The sequence below is a fragment of the Pseudoalteromonas lipolytica genome (genome assembly GCF_900116435.1).
Lineage (GTDB): Bacteria > Pseudomonadota > Gammaproteobacteria > Enterobacterales > Alteromonadaceae > Pseudoalteromonas > Pseudoalteromonas lipolytica.
In genome coordinates, this window is record NZ_FPAZ01000030.1 from 1 (window position 1) to 25051 (window position 25051).

15 protein-coding genes are annotated in these 25051 nt (G+C 43.9%); 9 read left to right on the forward strand and 6 right to left on the reverse strand.

Annotated elements, in window-relative coordinates:
- A partial coding sequence (locus BM378_RS19760; protein WP_177222600.1) for an Ig-like domain-containing protein occupies positions 1 to 6794 on the reverse strand: 6794 nt, incomplete at its 3' end.
- Positions 6795 to 7039: 245 nt separating this feature from the next.
- On the opposite strand from BM378_RS19760, the gene BM378_RS19765 reads away from it, so the two are divergent.
- Genes BM378_RS19765 through BM378_RS19780 form a run of 4 tightly spaced genes read left to right on the forward strand, consistent with a single transcriptional unit; the run spans position 7040 to position 13251 of the window.
- Complete coding sequence (locus BM378_RS19765; RefSeq protein WP_227006835.1) at positions 7040 to 9043, forward strand: TolC family outer membrane protein; 2004 nt, start codon at positions 7040 to 7042, stop codon at positions 9041 to 9043.
- Between the two features lie 29 nt (positions 9044 to 9072).
- Entirely contained in the window at positions 9073 to 11211 is a 2139-nt protein-coding gene (locus BM378_RS19770) for a type I secretion system permease/ATPase (RefSeq protein ID WP_065978386.1), read from the forward strand.
- Positions 11208 to 12629, forward strand: a complete 1422-nt coding sequence (locus BM378_RS19775; protein WP_074989852.1) for an HlyD family type I secretion periplasmic adaptor subunit — start codon at positions 11208 to 11210, stop codon at positions 12627 to 12629. The genes BM378_RS19770 and BM378_RS19775 overlap by 4 nt, the downstream gene beginning before the upstream one ends.
- Before the next feature lie 34 nt (positions 12630 to 12663).
- The gene (locus BM378_RS19780; protein WP_036970232.1) at positions 12664 to 13251 is read left to right on the forward strand and encodes a response regulator transcription factor; all 588 of its coding nucleotides are present in this window, start codon (positions 12664 to 12666) and stop codon (positions 13249 to 13251) included.
- Here BM378_RS19780 and BM378_RS19785 read toward each other — a convergent pair.
- The 3 genes from BM378_RS19785 to BM378_RS19795 form a co-directional block, all read right to left on the reverse strand.
- Positions 13248 to 15215, reverse strand: coding sequence for a bifunctional diguanylate cyclase/phosphodiesterase (locus BM378_RS19785; protein ID WP_143104609.1), 1968 nt, complete (start codon positions 15213 to 15215; stop codon positions 13248 to 13250). The genes BM378_RS19780 and BM378_RS19785 overlap by 4 nt on opposite strands.
- On the reverse strand, positions 15209 to 15916 hold the full coding sequence (locus BM378_RS19790; protein ID WP_083422949.1) for a transglutaminase-like cysteine peptidase: 708 nt from the start codon (positions 15914 to 15916) through the stop codon (positions 15209 to 15211). Before BM378_RS19790 ends, BM378_RS19785 begins: the two co-directional genes overlap by 7 nt.
- Positions 15917 to 16036: 120 nt before the next feature.
- On the reverse strand, positions 16037 to 16495 hold the full coding sequence (locus BM378_RS19795; protein WP_036970235.1) for an LPP20 family lipoprotein: 459 nt from the start codon (positions 16493 to 16495) through the stop codon (positions 16037 to 16039).
- A gap of 112 nt (positions 16496 to 16607) precedes the next feature.
- Between BM378_RS19795 and BM378_RS19800 the strand changes: the two genes are divergently transcribed.
- A complete protein-coding gene (locus BM378_RS19800; protein WP_036970238.1) occupies positions 16608 to 17798 on the forward strand; it encodes a flagella assembly protein FlgT in 1191 nt (396 codons plus the stop codon).
- Here the strand turns inward: BM378_RS19800 and BM378_RS19805 are convergent.
- Positions 17781 to 18680 carry a LysR substrate-binding domain-containing protein gene (locus BM378_RS19805; protein WP_074989854.1) on the reverse strand — a complete coding sequence of 300 codons (900 nt, stop codon included), beginning with the start codon at positions 18678 to 18680 and terminating at the stop codon, positions 17781 to 17783. The two genes, BM378_RS19800 and BM378_RS19805, sit on opposite strands and share 18 nt — an antisense overlap.
- Positions 18681 to 18810: 130 nt before the next feature.
- Between BM378_RS19805 and BM378_RS19810 the strand changes: the two genes are divergently transcribed.
- Both BM378_RS19810 and nhaD read left to right on the forward strand, forming a co-directional pair.
- Positions 18811 to 19539 (forward strand): glutathione peroxidase, encoded by a 729-nt coding sequence (locus BM378_RS19810; RefSeq protein WP_036970241.1) that lies wholly within the window; start codon positions 18811 to 18813, stop codon positions 19537 to 19539.
- A 318-nt stretch (positions 19540 to 19857) separates the two neighbouring features.
- Positions 19858 to 21291 (forward strand): sodium:proton antiporter NhaD, encoded by a 1434-nt coding sequence (gene nhaD, locus BM378_RS19815; RefSeq protein ID WP_083422950.1) that lies wholly within the window; start codon positions 19858 to 19860, stop codon positions 21289 to 21291.
- A 34-nt stretch (positions 21292 to 21325) separates the two neighbouring features.
- On the opposite strand, the gene BM378_RS19820 is transcribed toward nhaD, so the two are convergent.
- Positions 21326 to 22333, reverse strand: coding sequence for an AraC family transcriptional regulator (locus BM378_RS19820; RefSeq protein ID WP_065978390.1), 1008 nt, complete (start codon positions 22331 to 22333; stop codon positions 21326 to 21328).
- 137 nt (positions 22334 to 22470) lie between these two features.
- Between BM378_RS19820 and BM378_RS19825 the strand changes: the two genes are divergently transcribed.
- Positions 22471 to 23535 carry a zinc-binding dehydrogenase gene (locus BM378_RS19825; protein WP_065978391.1) on the forward strand — a complete coding sequence of 355 codons (1065 nt, stop codon included), beginning with the start codon at positions 22471 to 22473 and terminating at the stop codon, positions 23533 to 23535.
- A gap of 533 nt (positions 23536 to 24068) precedes the next feature.
- Positions 24069 to 25016, forward strand: coding sequence for an IS30 family transposase (locus tag BM378_RS19830; RefSeq protein ID WP_074989424.1), 948 nt, complete (start codon positions 24069 to 24071; stop codon positions 25014 to 25016).
- Positions 25017 to 25051: the final 35 nt, after the last annotated feature.

The window sequence follows — 25051 nt, forward strand, 5'->3', positions numbered from 1 at the left end:
GGCGTGTTGTCATTGGTCAGCGCTGGCGCATCAATGGTGATGGTTGGCGCGGTCACATCAATTGTGCCGGTTTCGGTGTCGGTGCCTGTATTACCTGCGGCATCCACAATGGTTGCAACAACGGTGTAATCACCTTCGGCGAGTGCCGTTGCTGCTTCAGCTGACCAACTACCATCGGCTTGTACAGTTGTTGTTACTGTTTGAACATTACCCGCACTGTCGGTGATGGTTAATGTAACAAGCGTCCCCGCAGGCACGCCTGTACTTTGACCACTAATAACAGGGGTTACATCGTTGCTGTCGGCAATCGCATCAATACTGACAACTGGCGCGGTGATATCTACTTCGCCTGAGGCCGTGTCGTTTCCTGTGTTACCAGCAGCATCTGACACCTCAGCGTCAATAGTATAACTGCCTTGCGCTAATGCTTGAGATACAGCAACTGACCAACTACCGTCGGCTCCCGTTGTTGCCACCAGCGTTTGCACATTGCCCGCACTGTCTGTAATTGTCAGCCTAACTTCGGTGCCGGTTGGCACACCTGAGGTTTGTCCGCTAATGACGGGGGTTGTGTCGTTTGTCACAGCTTGTGGGTCGATGACCACTGTCGGTGCTGTGGTATCAATAAGACCTGTTTCGATGTCTGTACCTTGATTTCCGGCTGCGTCTTGCACTGTTGCAACAACGGTGTATTCACCTTCAGCGACCGCATCTAACGCCTCTACAGACCAACTACCATCGTTGTTAACGGTTGCAAAGAGTGATTGCTGCACGCCTTGGCTGTCTGTGATCACTATACTGACAACAGTGCCCGCAGGAACTCCTTCTGCCATACCACTGATCACTGGTGTTACATCTGAGCTTGGTGCAAGTGCATCCACCGTGATGGTAGGTGCGGTAGTATCCACAACACCAATCGCAGTATCAGAGGCTGTATTACCTGCCGCGTCACTTACTGTTGCTTCAACGGTGAATGCGCCTTCGGCAATAATCACATCAGCCTCAACTGACCATGAACCATCTGCTAAGGTAGTCGTAATCAGGGTTTGCGTATTACCGTTACTATCTGTCACCAAGAGGGTAATTTGTGAGCCTGCAGGTACACCCGTTGTTTGACCAGACAACACGGGCGTTACATCATTTGTGTCGGCAATATTATCAATGCTGATTGTAGGGGCTGTTAAATCAATAATGCCTGTTTCGGTGTCTGTTGCTTGATTACCTGCACTGTCGGCAACCACCGCGGTTACTGTATATTGACCTTGGGCTAAGTCTGTACTTGCCGCCACAGACCACGAACCATCTTGTGCCACCGTCGCTGAAACAACCTGCGAATCCCCATTACTGTCTGTAATGGTCACGGTTACAATACTACCCGACACTAAACCCGATGTTTGGCCTGAAATTAATGGCGTAACATCACTGGTATCTGCAAGTGCATCAATAGTGACTGTCGGAGGGGTTATATCAATTAAACCCTGTGCACTGGCATCGCTGGTTAAGCCATCCACAGTGACCGACGCCGACACCGTGAAACTCCCCTCACTAAGTGCTTGTGTTGGTTCTACACTCCATACGCCATTTTGCACTGTCGCAGTAACAGACTGGCTATTATTATCACTGTCTTCAATGATGACTGTTATTAGCGTGCCATCAGGGGCATCAGACGTACCGCTAATTGTCGGTGTTGTGTCATTGGTATCATTAATGGCATCAATCGCAATACTCGGTGCAGAGCTATTAAGAATAAAGGCGCTGTTAGCTTGCGCTGAATTACCCGCCGCATCGGTCACAGTAGCAGTAACACTAATATTGCCATCTTCTAACTGAGCAGGTACATCGCCTGACCAGCTGCCATCGGCATTCACAATTGCTGTAAATTCATAACTTGCGACACCATCAGTGACCACCACTGTTACGATGCTGCCCGCAGGTTCATTTGTTTGACCACTGATCGTTGGCGTGGTGTCATTCACTGTGCCCAGATTATCAATCGAAATGGTCGGCGCAGTGATATCAATCACCCCAGTATCCGTTACTTGAGTTTGATTACCTGACTCATCCGCGACACTGGCTGTGACTGTAAATGCGCCCTCAGCCAAAGGCGTATCAGGGCTGATAGACCACGTACCATCAGCAGCTACAACAGCCGAAAGAGTTTGCGTCGCTCCATTGCTATCTGTAACAACAACCGACACAACCGTGCCAGCAACTGCATCTGTAGTACCCGAAATAAGTGGGGTTGTATCATTTGTAAGCGGATCGAAATCAAGCGTTAATAGCGGACCCACACCATCAAAATTACCAATTTCGGTATCTGTGCCTGTATTACCCGCATTATCAGTGATACTGGCCGTCACTGTAAATTGCCCTTGCGCGACTGCACTGGTTACAGGCACAGACCAATTTCCATTGGCATCGACTGTGGTGGTATACACTTGGCTATTATTTTGCGAATCAACCACTGTCACAGTCACTGTACTGCCATTCACGGCACCTTGTGATGTACCCGAAATCACTGGTGTGCTGTCGTTTATTGAGCCTATCGTATCAATTGTCACGCTAGGGGCCGTAATATCAATCACCCCTGTAATTGAGTCGCTTGCTGTATTACCAAATTGATCTGTCAGCGTTGCATCAACGGTAAACTCACCCTCAGCTAACGCTTGCGATACTGTAATGGTCCAATTACCATTTGCATCAACCTGTGTGGTAAAGGTTTGAGCCACGCCAGATTCAGGCGTAATCACCACGGTGATTTGATCTCCCGCTGTCGCGTTTAATGTAGACCCTGAAATAGTGGGGGTTATATCATTTGTCTCACCGACAGCGTCTATTAAAATAGTCAGTGAAGAACTATCGATTTGACCTGTTTCAGTGTCAGAGGCTTGGTTGCCTGCATCATCTGCCACCGAGGCTGTTACGGTATACTCACCTTCAGCAAGGCTTGTAGGCACATCTGCACTAAAGCCACCATTATTGTTGGTTACCGTTGTAAATGTTTGGCTATTGCCGTTGGAGTCAGTGACCACGAGCGTGACTGTTGTTCCAGCATTAACACCTTGTACCGTACCTGTAATGGTCGGGGTGTTGTCTGCACTGCTCCCTAAGGGGTCAAGATCAATAATTGGCGCGGTTAAATCGATATTACCCGTTGCGGTATCAAGCGCTTGATTACCAGCTTCGTCTGCCACTGAAGCAGTTACCGTGTATTCACCCTCTGCTAGGCCGTTTGGTACATCCGCACTAAAGCCACCTGCGCTGTTGGTTAAGGCCGTGAACGTTTGGCTATTGCCATTAGAGTCAGTGACCACAAGCGTGACGGTTGTACCCGCATTAACGCCTTGCACCGTCCCCGTGATAGTCGGGGTGTTGTCTGCACTGCTTCCAAGGGAGTCAAGAGCAATAATAGGAGCTGTTAAATCAATAACGCCTGTTGCTGTATCAAGTGCTTGATTACCCGCAGGGTCACTCACCGTGGCGGTGATTGTAAACTCACCTTCTGCTAAGACCTGATTTGCACCGACTTGCCACGTGTTGTCAGCATTTACAACCGCAGTTAAGACCTGTTGATTGCCATTGCTATCAACAAGCGTAATAGTGACTAAAGTGCCTGGCTCAACGCCCGAAACAACACCCGATATAACGGGTGTAACATCATTTGAATCCGTAAATTCGTTTATCGCAATGCTCGGAGCGGTTAAATCAATAACACCTGTTTCAGTATCTTCAGCACTATTACCCGCTTTGTCCTGTGTTTGTGCAACAACCGTAAATTCACCTTCTGCTAATTCATCAGTGACTGTAACTGACCAGCTACCATCGGCATTAGTAATTGTTGTGAATGTTTGTGTACTGCCTGCACTGTCTGTCACACTTACCGTGACTGTCGTTGCTGCATCAAGTCCTTGCGTCGTGCCTGATATTGTCGGGGTTGTGTCGTTACTATCAGCCATTGTATCAATGTTGATAATAGGCGCGGTCAAATCGATAGTACCTGTTGCAGTGGCGGTGCTGGTATTCCCAGCTTCATCACTGACACTTGCTGTGACAGTGTAATCGCCTTCGGCTAATTCGCTGGCAACATCGACCTGCCAGTTACCTTGCGCATCGGTTGTAGCTGTTAGTGTTTGCGTTACTCCATTGCTGTCTGTCACAAGCAATGAAACGGTAGTACCTGCGGGTACATCAAGTACTGACCCTGAAATTGTTGGCGTTGTGTCATTGGTATCATTAAGGGGATCAATGAAAATAGTTGGATCGGTTAAGTCAATTTCACCAATTTCACTGGCTGTGGCCGTGTTACCCACCTCATCCGTAACGGTTGCCGTGACGGTAAATTGGCCTTCGACCAGAGGAATGGTGGCCTCTACAGACCAATCACCATTTGCATCGGTAATAACCTGTATTGTTTCTGTCGCGCCATCACTGCCTATAAAGGTCACGGTAACCACTGCGCCCGGGGCAACATCTTGGGTCGAACCCGATACGCTGGGGGTTGTGTCATTGGTATCAATAATAAAGTTAATACTGACTGTTAGGTCAACATTACCGATTGCAGTAGCTTGCGCTTCGTTACCTTGTGGGTCTAGCACGGTTGCTACAACCGTAAAATCCCCCTCAGGAAGAGGTTGAGTCATTTGAATAGACCAACTTCCGTCAGCTTGTGTAATTGCTAATAAATTAAATACGCTACCATCACTTGCTGTAACAGACAGCATGATAGTTGTGCCCGGCGCAACTCCCTCAGTTTGACCACTTAGTAATGGCGTGGTGTCGTTGCTATCTGCAATAGAATCGATCGTGATTGAAATAGGCGAAAACGCCACTGTCCCAGAAGTATTAGCCGTCGCAGAATTTCCTGCCGGATCTGATACTGTTGCAATCGCAGTAAAACCGCCTTCAGGTAATGCTGTGCTCGCCTCCACACTATAGCTGCCATCAGCTAACACAAACGCTGTAAGCGATTGTGATTGGCCATCACTACCCACAACTTGAATAGTCACTTGTGTGCCTTCTGGCACACCCTCAACACGACCAACAAACACAGGCGTGGTGTCATTCGTATTGGCAATGGCAGTTAAGGTGATGTCTGGTGCCGTTAAGTCAATCACCCCTGTTGCGCTATCCTGTGCTTGGTTTCCTGCCAAGTCGCTGACAGTTGCAGTCACCTCAAACGGCCCTTCAGCCAGTTCACTTGGAACATCGAGAGTCCAATTACCATTAGCATCGGTGAGGGCGGTTAAAGTCTGTACTTGGCCATTTATATCGGTTACCACAACCGTCACAACGCTACCTTCAACCACACCGACTACATTACCGGTTATGGTTGGCGTGGTGTCTTGCGTATCATCAATTGGGGTAATATTTATTATCGGGGCGGTTACATCAATAATACCAGTGGTGCTTGCTTGTGCTTCGTTACCCGCTGCGTCTAAAACAGTGGCTGTGACGGTAAATTCGCCTTCAACCAACGCAACTGGCACATCAATTGTCCAGCTACCGTCGTCAGCAACAATCGCTATCACGGTTTGAATAGCGCCATCGGCTGCAGTAATCACCACCGTGATCTCACTTCCAACAGTCACCCCACTCACATTGCCTGAAATCGTGGGGGTTGTGTCATTAGTTTCACCAATTGGGTCTATGTTTATCACCGGTGCCGTTAAATCAACGAGTCCATTTTCTGTATCGGTGCCTTCGTTACCTGCCGCATCTACAGCCGAAGCCAATACGGTATATAAACCTTCAGCAAGCGCTTCTGTGGTAATACTCCAATTACCTTGCTCATCAACTTGGGTGACAAATGTTTGTACTTGGCCTGCGCTGTCTGTCACCGTAATTGTGACATCATCACCTGCGCTAATGCCTGATACAGAGCCATTAATCACCACCGTTTGTGACGCAGAGTCGGGCAATTCATTAATGGTAACAACAGGCGCGATGGTATCGATATTCGCACCAATCGTGTCACTCACAGGGTCGCCATTCGGGTCAATAGCAACCACTTCAATCACAATAGGGCCATCAGGCAGTGGATCCAAAGGTGGAGTCGTAAAGGTACCATCGGGTTGAACAACCACTGTAACCACTTGGTTATTACCATTCACATCGGTGACAGTCACGGTGACTGTTTCACCAACAAGATTTTCAGTGGTTCCTGTGATCACAGGTTGAGAGTTATTTATAACACCTGGGTCATCAATACTAACCGTTGCCGTTAAGGTGTCTGTTGGGACAACACCATCGGTTGTATCACGCGGCGAAAAAATACTACTGCTATCGCTATTAAAACTATCATCAAATGCGAGACTTGAAGGGTCAATGCCCTCTGCAATACGTGCTAATTCTACAAATGAAGTACCGCCACCTGAGGTCGCTCCCCCTGTACCACCAGCGGCAGTGGCTTCTAAACTATCGAGAATATCGCCGCCGCCTTCAAGCGCATCTAAAAAGTCGCTTATGTCACCACCTTGCTGCGGGTCTGCGGTTGTTTGATTTGGTTGATTCAAGCTTGCAATGGCGTCGTCAATACTGTCATCAAACACCGTATTTTCAGAGCTATCTTTGACCTCTTTTGCGAGTAGGTCCGGCGTAATGGTGACCTTTTTATTAGCAGGAATAGATAAAGACTCACCTTGCACGTCAATTAACAATGTTGACTTATCCGCAGTGATAACGGTATCACCCACAGTGATAACATCACCCACACTCAGTGCTTTAATTGACCCATCGGCTTGAATAATACCGGCAGAGCCTTGTACATCAATAACTAATAATTGGTTCGCATCCATTTGCTATTCCTCAACATATTTAAATTGCACGCGTATAACGTAAATCTAGTAGAGAAACAGCACTTAGTTACTGGACTATGGTACAGGTTTTACATAAAGCTAATACTATAGAACTAAAGTGCGGGTACACGAAAAATGTGATCAAACACCCGCAAAATAATACAAAAGAAGTATTTGCAGTATCTAAATTTGTTGACTAAAACTAACTTAGCGTGAATTAAATTTAGTCGATAAAAGAGGATGATATGACTATTAGCGAAAAGTTCACTACCAAGAAACTCTCTGTATTTTTCACTTTATTATTTGCTGCAAACGGCAGCTTTTTTAATGCTAATGCAGAACAAGTTTCAGTGATGCCGCTAAATTATGTGGCAGATAAAGCAATTTCAACCAACCCTGAAGTGCAACAAGCTTGGCATGCATTTAAAGCATCTATGCATGGTATTGATGCGGCACGTTCTGGCTATTTACCCACAGTGGATGTGTCGGCCAGTGCTGGGTACGAAAAGCGCAATTACGGTATTGAAGAAGAATATAACCGTAACACTGCAGAATTAACGCTCGGGCAAATGCTTTACGATGGTTTCAGAACCTCAAATAACGTAAAACGTTTTGAACGAATCCAATTAATACGTTATTTCGAATTATTAGATCAAGCCGAAAAAACAGCACTCGCTGCAAGTATCGCTTATTTAGACGTACAAAAGTTTACCGAGCTTGTTGAACTTGCTGAAATTAACCTTAAAGAACATGAATCGGTTTATCAGCAGATTGAACAAAGTGTGGGAGCTGGCGTTGCGCGTGCTGCTGATCTTGAACAAATTAGTGGTCGTCTGTCATTAGCGCAGTCAAACGTGATGACAGAATATGAAAACTTGCATGATGTCAGTGCACGCTATTTGCGTATTATTGGCGAGCTTCCGACTCAAGGTACGGTAAAGGCAAAGTTGAGTGATGACGCAATCCCCATCACAATAAATCAAGCCCTTGATATCGCCTATAAAAACAGCCCAAATTTTTATGCATCGCTTTACAATATCGAAGCACAAAAAGCCAATGCAGACTCGCAAAAATCGGCCTTTCATCCGAATGTTGATTTATCAGCACGCTACGGCATGCAAGACCGAGACGAGTTAGGGTTAAACGAAACCCGCTCTGAGGCACGTGTTGGTATTGATGTGAGATACAACCTCTATAACGGCGGACTCGATAGCGCAAATCTAGACCAAGCCTATCAAGAAGTGAACGTTGCTAAATATCAACGCGATCAAACATGTATAGAAATAAGGCAGAACTTACAAATCGCCTACAACAGTGTACAAGTTCTACAAAGTAAAATACCTTCGCTCGCTAACCATAAAGAATCGTCGCAAAAAGTTAAATACGCCTACAAAGACCAATTCGATATTGGTCAGCGCACATTGCTCGATGTACTTGATGCAGAGAATGAATCATTTCAATCTAATCGCTCTTACACTGCAGCCCTTTACGATAGACAAGCAGCCATACTAACGATGCTAGCCGAAATGGGGAAATTACTTGAAACCCTCAATGTAAAATCAGATAAATTTCCTGCAATCAGTGAGCTAACCGACGATCCTATCGCACTCAGTGCTGACAGTATTTGTCCTAAATTTGATGTTGCAGCGACCCTGAGTCGACAAGCCTTTTTACAAAAAAAGAAGCAACAAGATAACGCGTATATGAGTGTGACAGCCATGCCGAGTTATCTCACCATTCCAACAACACCCGCAAGCACCTTCGTTGACGATGACAACGACGGCGTTGCTAACGAAAATGATGATTGCCCATCAACTCCTGCTTTTACGGAGGTCGATGAAAGAGGCTGTACAAAGTACCGTAGCAACACTAGCAATGTCGAAATAGGTATTCCCTTTCTTGCCGACTCTAGTGTTGTACGCCCTGAATATATGCAAGAAATTGCAAGACTGGCAGACTTCTTAAAAGAACACCCCAGTAAAAATGTCGAAATCCAAGGCCATGCTTCATTAGAAGGCCCTGCTCTTTACAATAAAAAACTGTCAGAAAAACGTGCTTTTTCGGTCGCTGAAATACTCATTCAACAATACGGTATCTCACCAACAAGAGTGAAGTCATTAGGCTATGGAATTGATCAGCCAAGAATAAATGAGATTTCTGTTCGCGCAAACGCAGCAAATCGTCGCATTGAAGCGGTAATAACCGAAAAAGGTAATCGCCCACCCGCCATGAAAGACGGCTGGTCTTAAACTTTAGGTTTATTAATAATGGACATTTTATGCAAGAGAACGATGTACTCGACCACGGCGGCAGTCTTGTAGACTGCCTAGAAATTTTATGCCGCTATCATGATCGAGAGTTTTCTCGTGAAACACTGCTTAGTGGGCTTCCCCTTGAGGATGGCTTATTAACGCCATCGGGTTTCTCGCGAGCAGCAAAACGTATTGGTTTTAAAACCAAGGTTGTGCGCAAAGCACTTTGCGACTTAAACGTTGCTTTGTTACCCGCCGTATTAATTTTGCAAGGGAATGAGGCTTGCGTCATTACAAAACTCGACACTCAAAATGATAAAGTCGAAGTGATCTACCCCGAGATGCCAGACTCTGCTGTGACATTAAGCCTTGAAGAGCTTTATAAAACCAGTACATCAATGATCATTTATGCACAACCCGAGTTTGCCTTTGATGCGCGCTCCCCCGTACTGCAAAAACTGTCGAAAGACGGCTGGTTTTGGGGTGTCATTAAAGAGTGTCGAAGCTTATACAAAGATGTCATTATTTCTGCCATTGCTTTGGGCATTCTTTCCATTGCAATGCCATTGTTTGTCATGAATGTTTATGACCGCGTTGTGCCTAACCATGCCACTGAAACGTTATGGGTGCTTGCCACAGGCGTACTAATTGCCCTTACCGCAGACTTTATTCTCAGACTCGTGCGCAGTTATTTTGTAGAGCTGGCAGCCAGTCGTATTGATGTCAAAGTGTCGGCAGTGATCATGGAACGCGTGTTGGGTATGAAGTTAAAAAACCGTCCTGCGTCAGCAGGCTCGTTTGCCAGTAATATTCAATCATTTGAGGCAGTGCGCAGCTTTTTTAGCTCCATTACTTTAATTGCCCTTGTCGATTTACCTTTCGTACTGCTTTACCTCACAGTCATCGCGATTATTGGTGTTGAATTAAGTTTACCTATTATCGTTGGGGCACTGCTATTAATGAGTTACGCGCTGGCCGCCCATCGAAAACTCGAGAGCCTGTCAGAACAAACCATGAAAGCAAGCTCTATGCGCAATGCTGTTTTGGTTGAAAGCTTAACAAACATTGAAGATGTCAAAAGCTTTCACAGTGAATGTAAAACCCAGTCAAACTGGGAAAAATCAACGATTTTTATAGCCCGAGTCAATGCCCAAAGTCGCTTAATATCATCTTCTATAGCCAATGCTGGCTCGTGGGTTCAGCAGTGTGTTGGTGTGGTGATTATGTTAGTAGGTGTACACCTAATTATCGAAGGTGATTTAACCCAAGGGGGGCTAATTGCCGCCTACTTATTGTCGTCACGTACTATGGCTCCTATTAGTCAATCTGCGGCTGTACTCGCGCAATTTCATCATGCCGCAATTGCAATGCACTCGTTAAATGAAATCATGGAAAAAGACGTTGAGCGCCCCACAGGCAAACATTGGTTAAGTCATCCAGTGTTGCTTGGCGACATAGAATTTAACGACGTACGCTTTAAATATACCGATGAAAGCAACGAAGCGCTCAGTGGTGTTAGCTTTAAAATAAAAGCCGGTGAAAAAGTAGCTATTTTAGGGCGCAATGGCTCAGGGAAAAGCACCATAGAAAAACTAATTTTAGGTTTGTATGAGCCAACGGCGGGCACTATTTCAATTGATAATAACGACATCCACCAAATCGACCCCGCAGAGCTTAGGCACAACATTGGGTATGTACCCCAAACCATTTCATTATTTTTTGGTTCGTTAAAAGACAACATCACCCTCAGTGCGTGGCACGCTAAAGATGAGCAAATACTTTCGGCATGCCAGCAAAGTCAGTTATTTGAACTTATAAACTCTCACCCCGATGGGTTCGACATGCAAGTTGGTGAGCAAGGCCGATTACTCTCTGGGGGTCAACGTCAGGCGGTTGGTATTGCCCGAGCACTGTTAAATAACCCGCCAATACTGTTGATGGATGAACCAACTTCGGCACTTGATCACAACAGCGAAACTAAGATCATTAATAACATCAAACGCAGTTGCCAAGAAAAAACCTTAATCGTTGTAACTCACAGAACCTCGTTACTCGAACTGGTCGACCGTGTCATTGTGCTCGATAACGGTAAAGTGGTTGCCGATGGCCCTAAATCTCAAGTGTTATCAGCGTTAAATCATCAAACAGTAGGAAAAGTATCATGAGCGATAATAACCTACCTATTGAACAGCGCTCGTTTGAGCGCTTAAACAAAGCACTTGAAAAACAAAAAACAAAACGCCCTTCGATCTTTTCAAAGTTATTTTCAGGTTGGTTATCACCCCCAACCAGTCAAGACTGGGTTGTAGATGCACAATGGGAAAAAATGCAACAGCAACCTGCTAGCGCTAAAGTACTGCTTTATATTATTTGTTTCAGCCTGTTAGCCTTAATTATGTGGGCCGCATTTGCGCACCTCGACGAAGTAGCACGGGGCGAAGGACGCGTTATCCCGTCGCATAAACTACAGGTCGTGCAGTCTTATGATGGCGGCATGATTGAGCAAATCTATGTCAGAGAAGGCCAAATAGTTAACGAAGGCGATGTATTAATAAAGATAGATCCAACACGCTTTATTTCTTCATTTAGAGAAAACCAAGCAAAAATACTGTCGTTAACAGCAAAGGTAGAGCGCCTTAAAGCGTTAACCCAAAAAAGACCTCTCGCGTTTGATCCAGAAATTATAGAAAAAGCCCCTGAGGCAATCGCCCATGAACAAGCCATGTTTGAGAGCAGTAATCAAGAACTCGAACAGCAAGTTACTATACACAAGCGGCAATTAGAGCAACGCCGTCAAGATTATGCCGAAGCAAAAGCAGCACTTCAGCAACACACTAACTCGTTAAGTTTGGCCAATCGAGAGTTGTCTGTCACACGCCCATTATTACGCTCTGGTGCTGTTTCTGATATTGATATTATTCGCCTAGAGCGCCAAATAGTAGAGCACACAGGCGAAATAAACAGAACCAAAGCCGCCATAAACCGCACCATGTCAGCCATTAACGAAGCTAAAAACAAAGTAACCGAAGTTGAGCTTGCCATGATCAACCGCTGGAGCAACGAGTTATCAGAAGCTTTGCTTCGTCTAGATGCTGTAAAAGAAACCGAATCAGGGCTTGCCGACAAAGTAACACAAACCGAAATTCGCTCCCCCGTGAATGGCACGGTTCAACGTTTACTGGTTAATACCGTCGGGGGCATTTTACAACCGGGCAGTGATGCTCTTGAAATTATTCCACTTGATGATCAGCTCGTTGTCGAAGCAAAAATTTTACCGAAAGACATCGCTTTTTTACGTCCAGGCCAAACTGCGATGATCAAATTCAGTGCCTATGACTTTGCTATTTATGGCGGCTTAGAAGCCGAAGTTACACATATCAGTGCTGATACCGTTACCGATGAAAGAGATAATACGTTTTACATTGTGCAGTTAAAAACGAACCGCAATCATTTTTCAGAAAACCTGACCATTATTCCGGGCATGACCACTCAGGTAGATATAATAACCGGCAAAAAAACCGTACTAGAATACCTTTTCAAACCCATTTTACGTGCAACGTCTTTAGCGATGACCGAAAGGTAAGACGAGATAATTACAGCATTTTTACGGAGTATTCATGCGCCGCAGTATTTTTATTACACAAGATAAATTGCAATCGCCTCATTGGCAAAGTGCGTTTCCAGATTGTGCCGTTCATACCTCGTCGCCCAAGCAATTAATTGCAGACACATTAATTTGGTTGTTAGCCGATGGACCTGAGTGGCCGTCTCTCGTTGAGAAGTACAGCGCCCAACGCATACCCGTTATCGTAATGACCACACAACTTGATATAGCCCAACTGTGTCAAGCACTTCAACTTGGTGCACGTGGTTACATAGAGGCATTTGCGAGTAAAGTGATTATCGAGCAAGTAGCAGAAACCGTGTGTTCAGGTGGTATTTGGTTACCGGGGCAGTTACTGTCGAATCTGGTCGGTGTTTTGTCAAACCAACCTATTAGCTACCAACATCAATGCGATTTGAGCTGTTTAACTAAACGTGAAAAACAAGTTGTTGATCACGTTGTCACTGGCGCAACCAATAAACAGGTTGCGCAAACCTTACATATTACAGAGCGGACTGTAAAAGAGCATATGAGCTCTATTTTTAATAAATTAAAAGTACGCGATCGTATGCAATTAATGTTGGCCGTAAAAGGCCATTAACCAACACGTTCCTCAATTGCGACTAAGCCATCAAATCCTAAACTGTGCAGTATGGCTTGGTCACTCGGGTTTTTAACTCCCTCTGCAACCACTTTAATACCTAAAGAATGAGCTAAAGAGCATACGCCACGTAAGAACGTTTGGTTGTCTTCACTAAAACTAATATTGTGGCAATAAACCGTGTCAATTTTAATCATCTCAAGGCCAAGTTCTTGTATTTTAGTGAGCTTAGTAAACTCAGCCCCCACTCTTTTAAGCGCAACTTTGGCGCCAATACAGTGTACTTGCGAACAAAAGCTTCTAAACAAACTAAACTCTTTCACTGCAAAACCCGCTCTTACCTCAAAACATAAGCGTTTAGCTAAATTCGGGTAAGCAGAAAGCCCTGTTAAAATAGAGGCCACAGCCATGTCATCTCGCAAAGTATCGGCGCTCAGCTCTATGGCAAGTATTGATTCATCCTCACTATCACCATATTCAAGGATCATCAGTTTCATTAAACTCCAATCAAGCCTTGCTAATAAGTGCAAGCGATGTGCCCATTGGTAGTAAAATCCAAAGCGATATTTTTCACCGTTTAACAGTAAACTCAATGAAATTTGCTGCTGGAGTAACGAGCCACTAAAACTACTGACTGGGTATAAGGCAATTTCAAGTTGATTCTCTTTAAGTGCAGTTTCGATTGTTGTGCGCCATTGGTCGGCATCAATATGTTCTTGATGGACCGGCACATTGTCGTTAATGTATGCATTACATCCTGGCTGGGCAATAGCAATTTTTAATAGCTGATCAACGCGTGTTAGTAACTCTCCTCGAGTATCATCGGCTTTAATAAGGCTACAACTATGAGACACCCCAAGCTCCACTTGAGCAAACTCTGCCACTAACTGCTTGTGTATATTTAGCACATTATCGCTGAGTGTTTTTAGCTCGCTGACATCACTAAATAACACTAAAAAATCGACATGCGACATACGTGCAATTTGGCTCTCACGAAAACTGTCTTCATTTGATTCTAAAAACACCACTAACGACTCTGAAAAACGGCGTAAAAATGACACCATTTCAACCCGTCCCACTTGGTCAGATAATGCATCAAGATTAATCACTCTAAACAGAAATAAAGCACCGTGTGCTTGTGAGTTTTGTAAAAAGGTATCGAGCGTTGCATTAAAATACTCACGATTAGCAAGCCCCGTTAAATCGTCGTGCTGACTTTTAAAGCGCATTTCTTCTAGGCGTCGGCGGTCTTCTTTGACTGTGCGACTAAAGCGAGATGATAATTGGTTCATTGACGTGACAAGCTTGGCAAATTCGTAGGTTCTTGGCACTTTTGATTTAATAAAGCGCTTTTCACCCAGCGCCACCGCTTGTTTCATTACATCGCTCAATGGGCTTAATATTTTTGATAAGAAATAAGCACCAGCAATACATGCAGACACCGCAACCGCTAAAAAGCTATAAAATAAATTTACGGCGCTCTGCCACAGTGCATCTTGCGTATATTCGCTGTGGCTTTCGACATATAACGTACCAAATTGTTGCCAGCCATCGCTGACTTGTGCGATGCCCGGCGCCACATTTAGCGAATATAAATGACGAAACCAACGGGGTGCATTTAGGGTTAGCTCACCACGGTAAATGCGTTTTATTATGGTGTCGCCTTGGGGGTCTTTGAGCTCAATACGATGGTAGTACCCGGTATCAAAAGTAGCCGAAATAAGTAACTCTATTTCCACCGGATCTTTATTCATTTGACTCAGCATTAATGCCAACGAGTTAGCATTATCGACATTTTTCATTCTAAGCTCAGTGGTAAAGTATTCTTTCGCCGAGCTGGTACTAATCAGCAAACTACTTACAAAACCAATAATAATCACCGTTAAAATGGCAATCCACAATTCCTGTTTTAAGGTAATGGTTTTATTTCTTTTGCGTTTTAACACTTTAAATACGCTCACCATTTAACTCCTTCTTTACGCGTTTGCTCTAAAATATGACGCCAACGCGATAGTCTCGCGGTTGGATCTGCCACACTTTGCGTCGAATTATTTGCCCAAAGGCCTTTACTATTAAAACTAAAAACGGGACTAAGATCGGTGCGTTTGGCTGCAGGCAGCACCTTAACAATCAAACTGTCTAAAATAAGGGGTTGGGCATTAGGCTGAGTAAAATAACCGAGCACCATATGCGCTTGGGTTTGCCGAGTACCGGGGAGTTGGGCTTTAACATAAATAAGCCTAAGTTTGTCGTCACTGATACCCAGCGCACGTAAACTCACATACTTGGCAATCGCATAATCTTCACAATCCCCCAACCCTTTGCCCATGGTCTCGAGAGGGGTCGCCCAATAGTCGTTTTGCTTCCAAAGTTCTATATCAGTTTGATAACGAAGTGTGCGGGCAAAAAAGTCATTCACAACTAAAATTTGCTGCTGCTCGGGTAAGCCTGCAGCATGTTGCAGCATGCCCTGCCACTGTCTGGCGACAGTCACTCGGTTAGCACCATAACGCTGTTGCATTTGTTGGATAAAGGTTGAAAACTCAATCACCAAACGCTCAGCAAGCGCGACGCTTGTTAAGCATAAAACCAAAAAAAAGAGGATCGAAAAAAAGCGATAGCGCCAAGCAAAGCGGCATGCACTCACAATGCCTTTACTGAGCATAGGCCATGCCAAAGAACAGAACAGCTTGGTTTAAGTAACGTGTTATCACCAGTATGCTTTTATTAAAACCGACAGTCTTAAAAGCATAGCACCCAAGCTGCAACTATGAGAATTTAACGGTTAATAATAAGTCACTTTTTTTACTTCACGCGGCTTAATTTCACCAATATATAGGTCGTGAACGCGTTTCATATCTAGCTGTAATTCGGTTGCATACGTATCGCCTACAGCGTAGCTTTTGATCACCTGAGCGCCTTTGATCACCCCTTGCACTTGGCTTTGCAATTGATCGTTGTGTGCAACACTATTTTGCACCGTGGTGCCGGCGGAAATTTTTTGCCCATAAACTTGCTCAGCCAGCTCTCGGTAGGCTTCAAGTTTAGAGGCTTTAATTGCAAGCAGCGCTCGTTGCGATTCACTGCCGCCTGGCTGCGCACTAATAGGCGCGTAACCCACCGCTTTTAGTATTGGGTAGTCATCTGGTTCAATGTAAGTATACTCAACATGCTTATCAAAAATACTGCTACAGCCCGTTAATGCTGCGCAGGTAACAAGCCCAATAAATAGAAGTGCTCGCATAATTTGCTTCCGCTTAAAACTCATTTGTCACAAATATGCACGTTTAATGCCACTTCTGGTACATTCCTTGCTCGTTTAGGCTAATCAATAGTTATCGGTGCTAGGTGTCAGCATGAAACGTAAAATTATAGCCAGTTTACAAGGTATCGGATTAGCCTTCACAATTGTGTTTTCAAACAATAGCTTAGCTCAATGGTTTGAGTCTACAGGGCATGCAGTAGTGAAAAATGGCGACACGAGTCAGGCAAAATCAGCCGCCATTAAAGATGCGATCACCCAAGCATTGGTGTTTTCAGGGGCCCGTGTAACGTCTGTTCAAACCCTTGTTGACGGGGTTTTGACACAAGATCAGTTGAAGATCAGCAGTCATGGCGAGATCCAAAAAATAGAGTTAATCAGCGAAGACCGTCATAACGACACCTATGCCATTACACTTCGCTTAGATATATTCCCTCAAGCCGAAGAATGCCCTGCAAATCAATACACTAAGTTTATCGCGGTTACACAAAGCCAATTAGTAAATCGTGAACAAGCAAGAATGGGCCAAATTTTTGACGTTAATAAAGCGATCAGTGAGCAACTGTATGCCAGTTTAAGTAATACGCAAATGGCAGCCAAGCCAACAGCCTATTACAACGTGCCTCTTAGGGTTGATCACTTTTTTACCCAACAATACGATTACAGTAATGCCCTACTTGAAGAAATAACCAGTCGCAGTAATTCGCAATACGTGTTGCTTAGCCGTATTCGCGACCTGTCGGTTAATCAAAAGCTCAACAACGACTATGCATTTTGGCAGGACGACAGCTTTAAACGTGCTTACAAAGTCGATTATGTTTTATTTGATGGCACAACCTATGAAAAGCTGTGGGAGAAAAGCTATCAAGCAGAAGGGGTCTGGCCGTACAAAAAAACCGATATCATCGATGTTTACAGCGATAGATTTTGGGCAACCGATTATGGCCGTGCAATCAGTGATGTAAACCAAACTCTGACCTACGACTTGCAAGCAGCCATGGCGTGTTTGCCCACTCAAGGCAAGATCTTACATATTGAAAACGACACGCTCATTATTAACTTGGGCAAAGCTCATGGCCTGCAACAAGGCCAAATTTTAAATATTGCGCATCACAACTACATTACAGATGCACAAGGTAATAAGCTGCCACACAAAATTACCACTTTAAACCAAGTGAAAGTAACACAGCTGTATCAGCAGTCAGCGGTTGCTACCAGTATCGATAAACAACCTTTGCCCGCGATTCAAATTAACGACATTATAGAACTAGCGGGCGCTGAGTAAGCGTTCGTGTAAGCCCTTATGAGCATTTAGCCATGCGGCTAATTGCTCTACCCCAGCGATATGTGGGTAATGTTTTCGGGTAGCAATTACAATTTGACGCTGTTGATTAGGCGCAATAGACACATAGTTAATACCCCCTCTGGGTGAACACGCCAATTTTGGCACAAAGGTCACGCCATCATCCATCGCCACCAGCGCAAGCAAGGTTTCTAAACTGTTTCCTTTATATTGATTAGACACTTCAACCCCTGCCGAAAAGCAAAACTGCTCAGCTTGCTCTTTAAAACAGTGCCCTTCATTAAGCATCAGTAACTCGCCGCCATTTAACTGTTTTAATGCAACCTCATTATGACTTGCCAGCGCATGCTGCTCAGATACCGCGAGTAAAAAGTCTTCTTTGTACAAAGCCGATTTATGATAACTCTCTAAATCTGGCACATCAGCGACAATCGCAATGTCTATTTCGCCCTTGTCGAGGGCGCTTAATATTTGTGCTGTTTGCATTTCTATAAACGAAAACTGCGTTTTAGAAAATGCATGCTTCATTGAGGTCAGCAAAGTAGGTAATAAATAAGGCGCTATGGTAGGAATAATACCCACATTAATTTTACCTTTAAGGGGGTCATGTGAACTCGCGGCCAGTTCTTTTAGCACTTGAGTTTGCTCAAGTATTACAATAATTTGGTCAACTAGCCGCTGCCCTTGCGCTGTTATAGTAACGTGCTTGGTTGAGCGGTCAAAAATAGTCACCCCAAGCGCTTCTTCAAGCTTTTTTATTTGCCCGCTTAATGTAGGCTGGCTGACATAACATGCATCGGCCGCTTTACGAAAGTGCTGAAATTGGGCAACGGCTTTAACATATTCAAAGTCTTTTAAATTCATATCCGTCTCAAAATGATTAAGCATTATTACTGATTGGTATTACCTATCGTATCAATACAAACAAACGATTGGAACTATTAAGAGCAAACCGTCACAATAGTACTCAACAAATCAAGAGGAATTAAAAACAATGTTAAACAATATCGAAGGTCAAAAAGTACCAAACGTTACATTTGCAACACGTGTAGGTGAGCAATGGCAGTCAATCACCACTGACGACATTTTTAAAGGTAAAACCGTGGTGTTATTTGCCTTACCAGGTGCGTTTACACCCACTTGCTCATCAACTCACTTGCCTCGCTATAACGAGCTTGCAGCCGTATTTAAGAAAAATGGGGTAGATGACATCGTATGTATTTCGGTAAACGATACATTTGTAATGAACGCATGGGCACAAAACCAAGAAGCACAAAATATTACCCTGCTTCCAGATGGTAATGGCGAATTTACTGACGGCATGGGTATGTTAGTAGATAAAAACGACTTAGGTTTTGGTAAACGTAGCTGGCGCTATTCAATGCTTGTTAAAGATGGCGTGATTGAAAAAATGTTTATTGAGCCACAAAAGCCAGGTGACCCATTTGAAGTCTCTGATGCTGATACCATGCTTGATTACATCAACCCAGCGCAAGTTAAACCAGAGCCTGTGAGCATTATTACTAAACCTAATTGCCCATTTTGTATAAAAGCAAAAGCATTGCTAGACAGCAAAGGCCTTGTGTACGAAGAAATTGTATTGGGGCAACATGCGTCACTTACGAGCTTAAAAGCCTTGTCTGGTCGTGAAACTGTACCACAAGTATTTATTGGTGGTCAGCACATTGGCGGCTCAGACGACTTAGAAAAACATTTTGCATAAGCAATGCAAAACTTCCTTTAAGGGCTACTTTGTAGCCCTTTTGTATTTACGCTATTTAATCGTTATAAACCGCGCTGAATAAACCTTAAATAAAAACTTTAACGATTCTGCCCATTAGAAACCGCAGCCTATTTACCTTACGAACTTTTCCCCTGCTATTTTTAGCACCTTCATACCTAAACATTACTCATATTTATATTGGATATACCTACATTTTTATTACTTCTTTGTTACAAAAAGTACAAAAAAAATCTAAAATAGCCACCGCTTCACACAGTAAACACCGTCGACTCTAAATATGACTAAATGGAACACACAATGAACAAACTGATACTAGGACTCCTGCTCTCCTTGGTAGGATTCAGTAGCCAAGCTTACGCTGAAACAACAGCCGCTATTGACCTACTTAACCACCCCGTCGGCATTATCTGTGTCGCTATTTTTATTTTTGCCTATGTACTCGTTATTCTTGAAGAAAAAATCCATTTACGAAAATCAAAACCGGTTCTTGTCGCTGCCGGTATTATTTGGACCTTAATTGCCTGGCAATACAGCGCCCAAAACATGTCGGACTTAAGCACCAATGCATTTCGTCATGCGTTGCTTGAGTTTTCTGAGTTAATGCTCTTTTTACTGGTCGCCATGACGTACATTAACGCGCTTGAAGAGCGCCGCCTATTTGACGGCCTGCGTAGCTGGTTAGTCGCACGCGGTTTTAGTTATAAACAATTATTTTGGATCAGTGGCGTACTCGCTTTTTGTATTTCACCTGTGGCAGATAACTTAACCACCGCATTGCTGCTATGTGCCGTGGTAATGAAAGTAGCAACCGATGATAACCGCTTTATTGCTATGTCATGCGTTAATATTGTTATTGCTGCCAATGCGGGCGGTGCATTTAGCCCATTTGGTGACATAACCACACTTATGGTCTGGCAGGCTGATGTTGTTGCCTTTTCTGAGTTCTTCGTTTTATTTTTACCCGCGTTAGTCAGCTATATTATTCCTGCTTTAGTGATGTCTTTCTTTATTAACAATAAACACCCACAAACAGCCGATGAAGATGTGGAACTAAAACGCGGTGCTATCCGTATTTTATGCCTATTTTTACTTACCATTCTTACGGCTGTGGTACTTAAAACAGCGTTTGGTTTACCCCCTGTTGTAGGTATGATGATGGGGCTTGGTTACTTACAATTCTTTGGTTATTTCTTACGTGTAACCCTACCGGGTTCACTGGCAAGAAAACGTGCTATGGCAGAGCGTGAAGGTGATAAACAACGTTTAGAGAGCTTAGGAAATGTGGTGCCATTTGATGTATTTAGCCGCGTATCTCGCGCAGAATGGGATACCCTACTGTTCTTCTATGGCATTGTAATTTGTGTGGGTGGTTTAGGGTTTATCGGATACTTAAGCTTATTGTCTGATTTGCTTTATAACAACTGGTCAGCAACAGGTGCAAATATAATCTTAGGTTTAATGTCGGCTGTGGTAGATAACATTCCTGTGATGTTTGCAGTACTGCAAATGATGCCAGATATGTCTCATGGTCAATGGCTATTAATTACCCTCACCGCTGGCATTGGCGGCAGTCTATTGTCAATTGGTTCGGCTGCGGGTGTGGCTCTTATGGGGCAAGCGCGTGGTATATACACCTTTAATAGCCATTTAAAATGGACACCGGTTATTTTGCTCGGCTATTTTGCAGGGGTGGTCACACATTTATACCTTAATACAGGTTATTTTAACTAACTCAGTAATACGCCCTCGGTAAAGCGCCGAGGGCTTACTTCTTTATTTGCCTTTTAAAAGCACGAGGCGACAGCCCGAACCAATTTTTAAAACTGCGACTAAAAACCGAGAATTCTGCATAACCAAGGTTCAATGCCAAGGTGGTCATCGACATATTACTCATTTCGAGGGTACGTAACGTAATTGATTTTCGTGTTTCATTTAACACTTCCCGAAAGCTTGTTCCGGCTTCTTTGAGCGATCGCTCTAACTTTTTAGGGTGCATACCAAGGTTTAAAGCCACGCTGTCTTTATTGCATTCACCTGTCGGTAATAACATTGTAATGCTGTGCTTAACTAAATCGCTAATAGGTAGCACTACAGATGCACTATTTAGTTGAAATTGCTGATTAATAATGTCGGTAATTAAATTATCTGGACGAATTGGTTTTTTCATCAAAATATGCGACGAAAACAATAAGGCATTATTTTGAGCCTGTGGCACAACTTCACATTGAAACATCTTACGGAGTATTTTTTGCTGTTCGTGGCTAATGGCTTGCTGTAAACAAATACACTGAAGCTCAAAATCAGCCCCCGCCATATCACGTAAAATACGGTAAATAAGCGCAATGCTTAATTGCACGACTTGTGTGCTGCGGCTTAACTCGTTTATCACTAAACTTATTTGCAGCTCGCATTGTTTTGCCGTCAAATGTGTTAGCGCTAACTGCGCGCCTTGCACATGCATAAATGAATATTTACGTGCAATACTCAGGGCTGTCGCAATATTTTCTTGCTGCGCCATATGTGCGCCAATTAATCCTAACGCGCGGATCCCTTGGCGTAATCCCAACTTAAAACCAAATAAAGGGTCGGCCAGCTGCAGCGCCGTTAGCTCTAATAAGTGCGATACTTTTTCGTATACAATCATGTTATCAGCGTCACGCAAGTGGCTAGGTAAAAAACCCGCTTGTTTTAATAAGCTAATAGGGTTTTCACCCAGCTCATTCACCAACTCTTGATACCCAGCTAACGAACCTGCACGTACACAATAGTCCATGTTAATGCTCTTATTGCTTTGTTATGTCGCAATTTATCATGTTTTTGTCGTAAAAAGTCAAGATATACCCTGCCAGTTTACTTAGTGTAGATAGCACACAAGGTGAAAACCTTTCCCGTTCAATTGAGGATACACATATGAGCCAAATGAATTCGGTCGCTATGCAAAATGGCCAACTACATGTAAAACAAATAGCCATTCCAACACCTGGGCCTGGACAAGTACTTGTAAAAAGTCTTGCGTGTGGAATTTGCGGATCAGACATTCATATTACTCGCCATACGAGCGATGTATTTGATATTTATAAGAACCTTGGCATCATGGATAAAAGCGCAGGGAACGATCAAGAAGTATTACTCGGCCACGAATATGCCGCTGAGATTGTTAGCTATGGTCCAGATACAAAAGGCGAGCTTGCTGCGGGCACACGCGTAACATCGGTGCCTATTTTAATGTCGGCAGGCGGTGCTGGAGTTGGAGTAACACCCGGTATATATGGTGCTTATTCAGAGTACTTTATTGTTGATGAAGCGCTATTATTACCTATTCCTGATGGCGTGCCGTCAGAAGCCGCCGCCATTACCGAGCCTCTTGCTGTGGGCTTGCATGCCGTTAATCGCGCAAACATGAATAAAGATGATGTCGCCGTTGTCGTAGGTTGCGGACCTATTGGTCTTGCCGCTATTGCCGCTCTAAAACTGCAAGGCGTAAAACATATTGTTGCCTCTGACCCGCAAGAGAGTAAAAAACAAATCGCCCTTGAGTTTGGTGCAACACACTACGTAAACCCCATGACCGATGACGAAGTCACAACAGCGGCCACACTCGCAGGCGATCACAAGGTAGTAATTTTTGAATGTGCAGGTGTAAGCCGCCTACTAAACGACTATATTTTGCGTGCGCCAGCCAAAGCAAAAATTATTGTAACAGGCATTCATACCGCACCACTCGAAGTGAACTTTGCGTATGCAACCGTAAAAGAGCTCGACCTTATTTTCTCTTATTACTATCAACCTGAAGAGTTCGCGCAATCACTTGAGAATATCGCCTCAGGCAAAATAGCGTGGCAAAAAATGCGCACCGGCAAAGTCGGCATCGACGGTGTACAAGGCGCATTCGACACCTTATTTAAACCAAACGACCACATTAAAATTATCATCGAACCATGGCGCACAGGTGCATTAGAAAAGGTAACAGATTAGTCATCACAATGACTAAAACGGGGGTTATTCGGGTTGATATGCAACTTGGTAGCCCCTAAAACCAGCAAACAGATATTCTAAAAAACCGATAAGTAAAAACCTTATTACCCGCTTTTACCCATGGCAGTTAGAAAAACCTAACTCAATCACTTTAGCTACCAAGTCATATTCAAATCATTGTTTTGATGCTTTTCAGAAGACCTAAAGCTATAAAACGAGCTATAGGTAGTTCAAACCCCAAACTCAACTTCAATAATAACCTTTAGCTACCCACTTGCCAGAATGGCAAGAAAGCTCTTACTTGGAGTTCTGTAAATAACTGTACTAATTAATTATAATTTATGTAGTAAAACAAGTTTAAAACATTGAGCCTAATTGACTTAATGTGTTTCATGTGCAAAAAATCATAAAAGTTACTAATAAAGGAAACCCGAATTCAGATAATAAGTGCACCACTCATGGTTAAACGGTGAGAAGAGATCAACTGCCTGTTGGTGGTACTCTGTAATCGCCAAAAAACAAGAGTAGATACCATGAGTTACAAGCAGTTGATCGAAGGGCAAAGATACCAGATTGAGGCCTACTTACGCGAGGGTTTTAGCTATCGAGAGATAGGGAAAAGGCTAAAAGTGAGCCACAGCACTATAAGTCGTGAAGTTAGGCGCAATAGTACTCGAAGTCATTACTTGCCTGAGGTTGCACATTCAAAGGCATGTAAACGAAAACATCTAGCTGCCAAGTATTCCATGCCAGCACTTACAATTGCGTTCGTTGAGTTTGGATTGGAGCAAAAATGGAGCCCTGAGCAGGTTGCGGGTGTAAGCAAAATTATCGGGCATCCTGTGAGTCATGAATGGATTTATGGCTATATTCAAAAAGATAAATTGAGTGGTGGCAAGCTATACAAACATCTGCGACAAGGGCACAGACGTTATCGTAAAGGCAGCCGAAGCAAACGTGTCATCATCCCAAATCGTGTTGGCATTGAACATAGACCTGCGATTGTTGACACTAAGACACGATTTGGTGATTGGGAAGCGGATACAGTACTTGGCAAGCATGGTACGGGAGCAATCGTTAGTTTAGTCGAGCGTACAAGTAAGTTTTACCTGATACGCAAAGTGCCAGCAAAAAGTGCAGCGCAAGTGAGCAGAGCAATGATAGGTATGCTGTGGCGCTATCGACGCCATGTTCATACGATAACCGCAGACAACGGGAGTGAGTTTTGTGAACATGAGCATGTTTCAGACAAGCTAAAAACCGACATCTACTTTGCTAACCCCTACTCATCATGGGAAAGAGGGTTAAATGAGAACTTTAATGGCTTGTTGCGTCAATATATTCGCAAAGGCACTGATTTACGAACGGTGACAGATAAGCAAATTGCGCACATAGAAAAGGCGCTCAATGCGAGGCCGAGAAAATGTCTAGGGTTTAGGCAACCAGCGGTAATATTCGATGAATTACGCAAAGCAGCCTAATTTAGCGAGTGGTGCACTTCGGACTTGAATTCGCG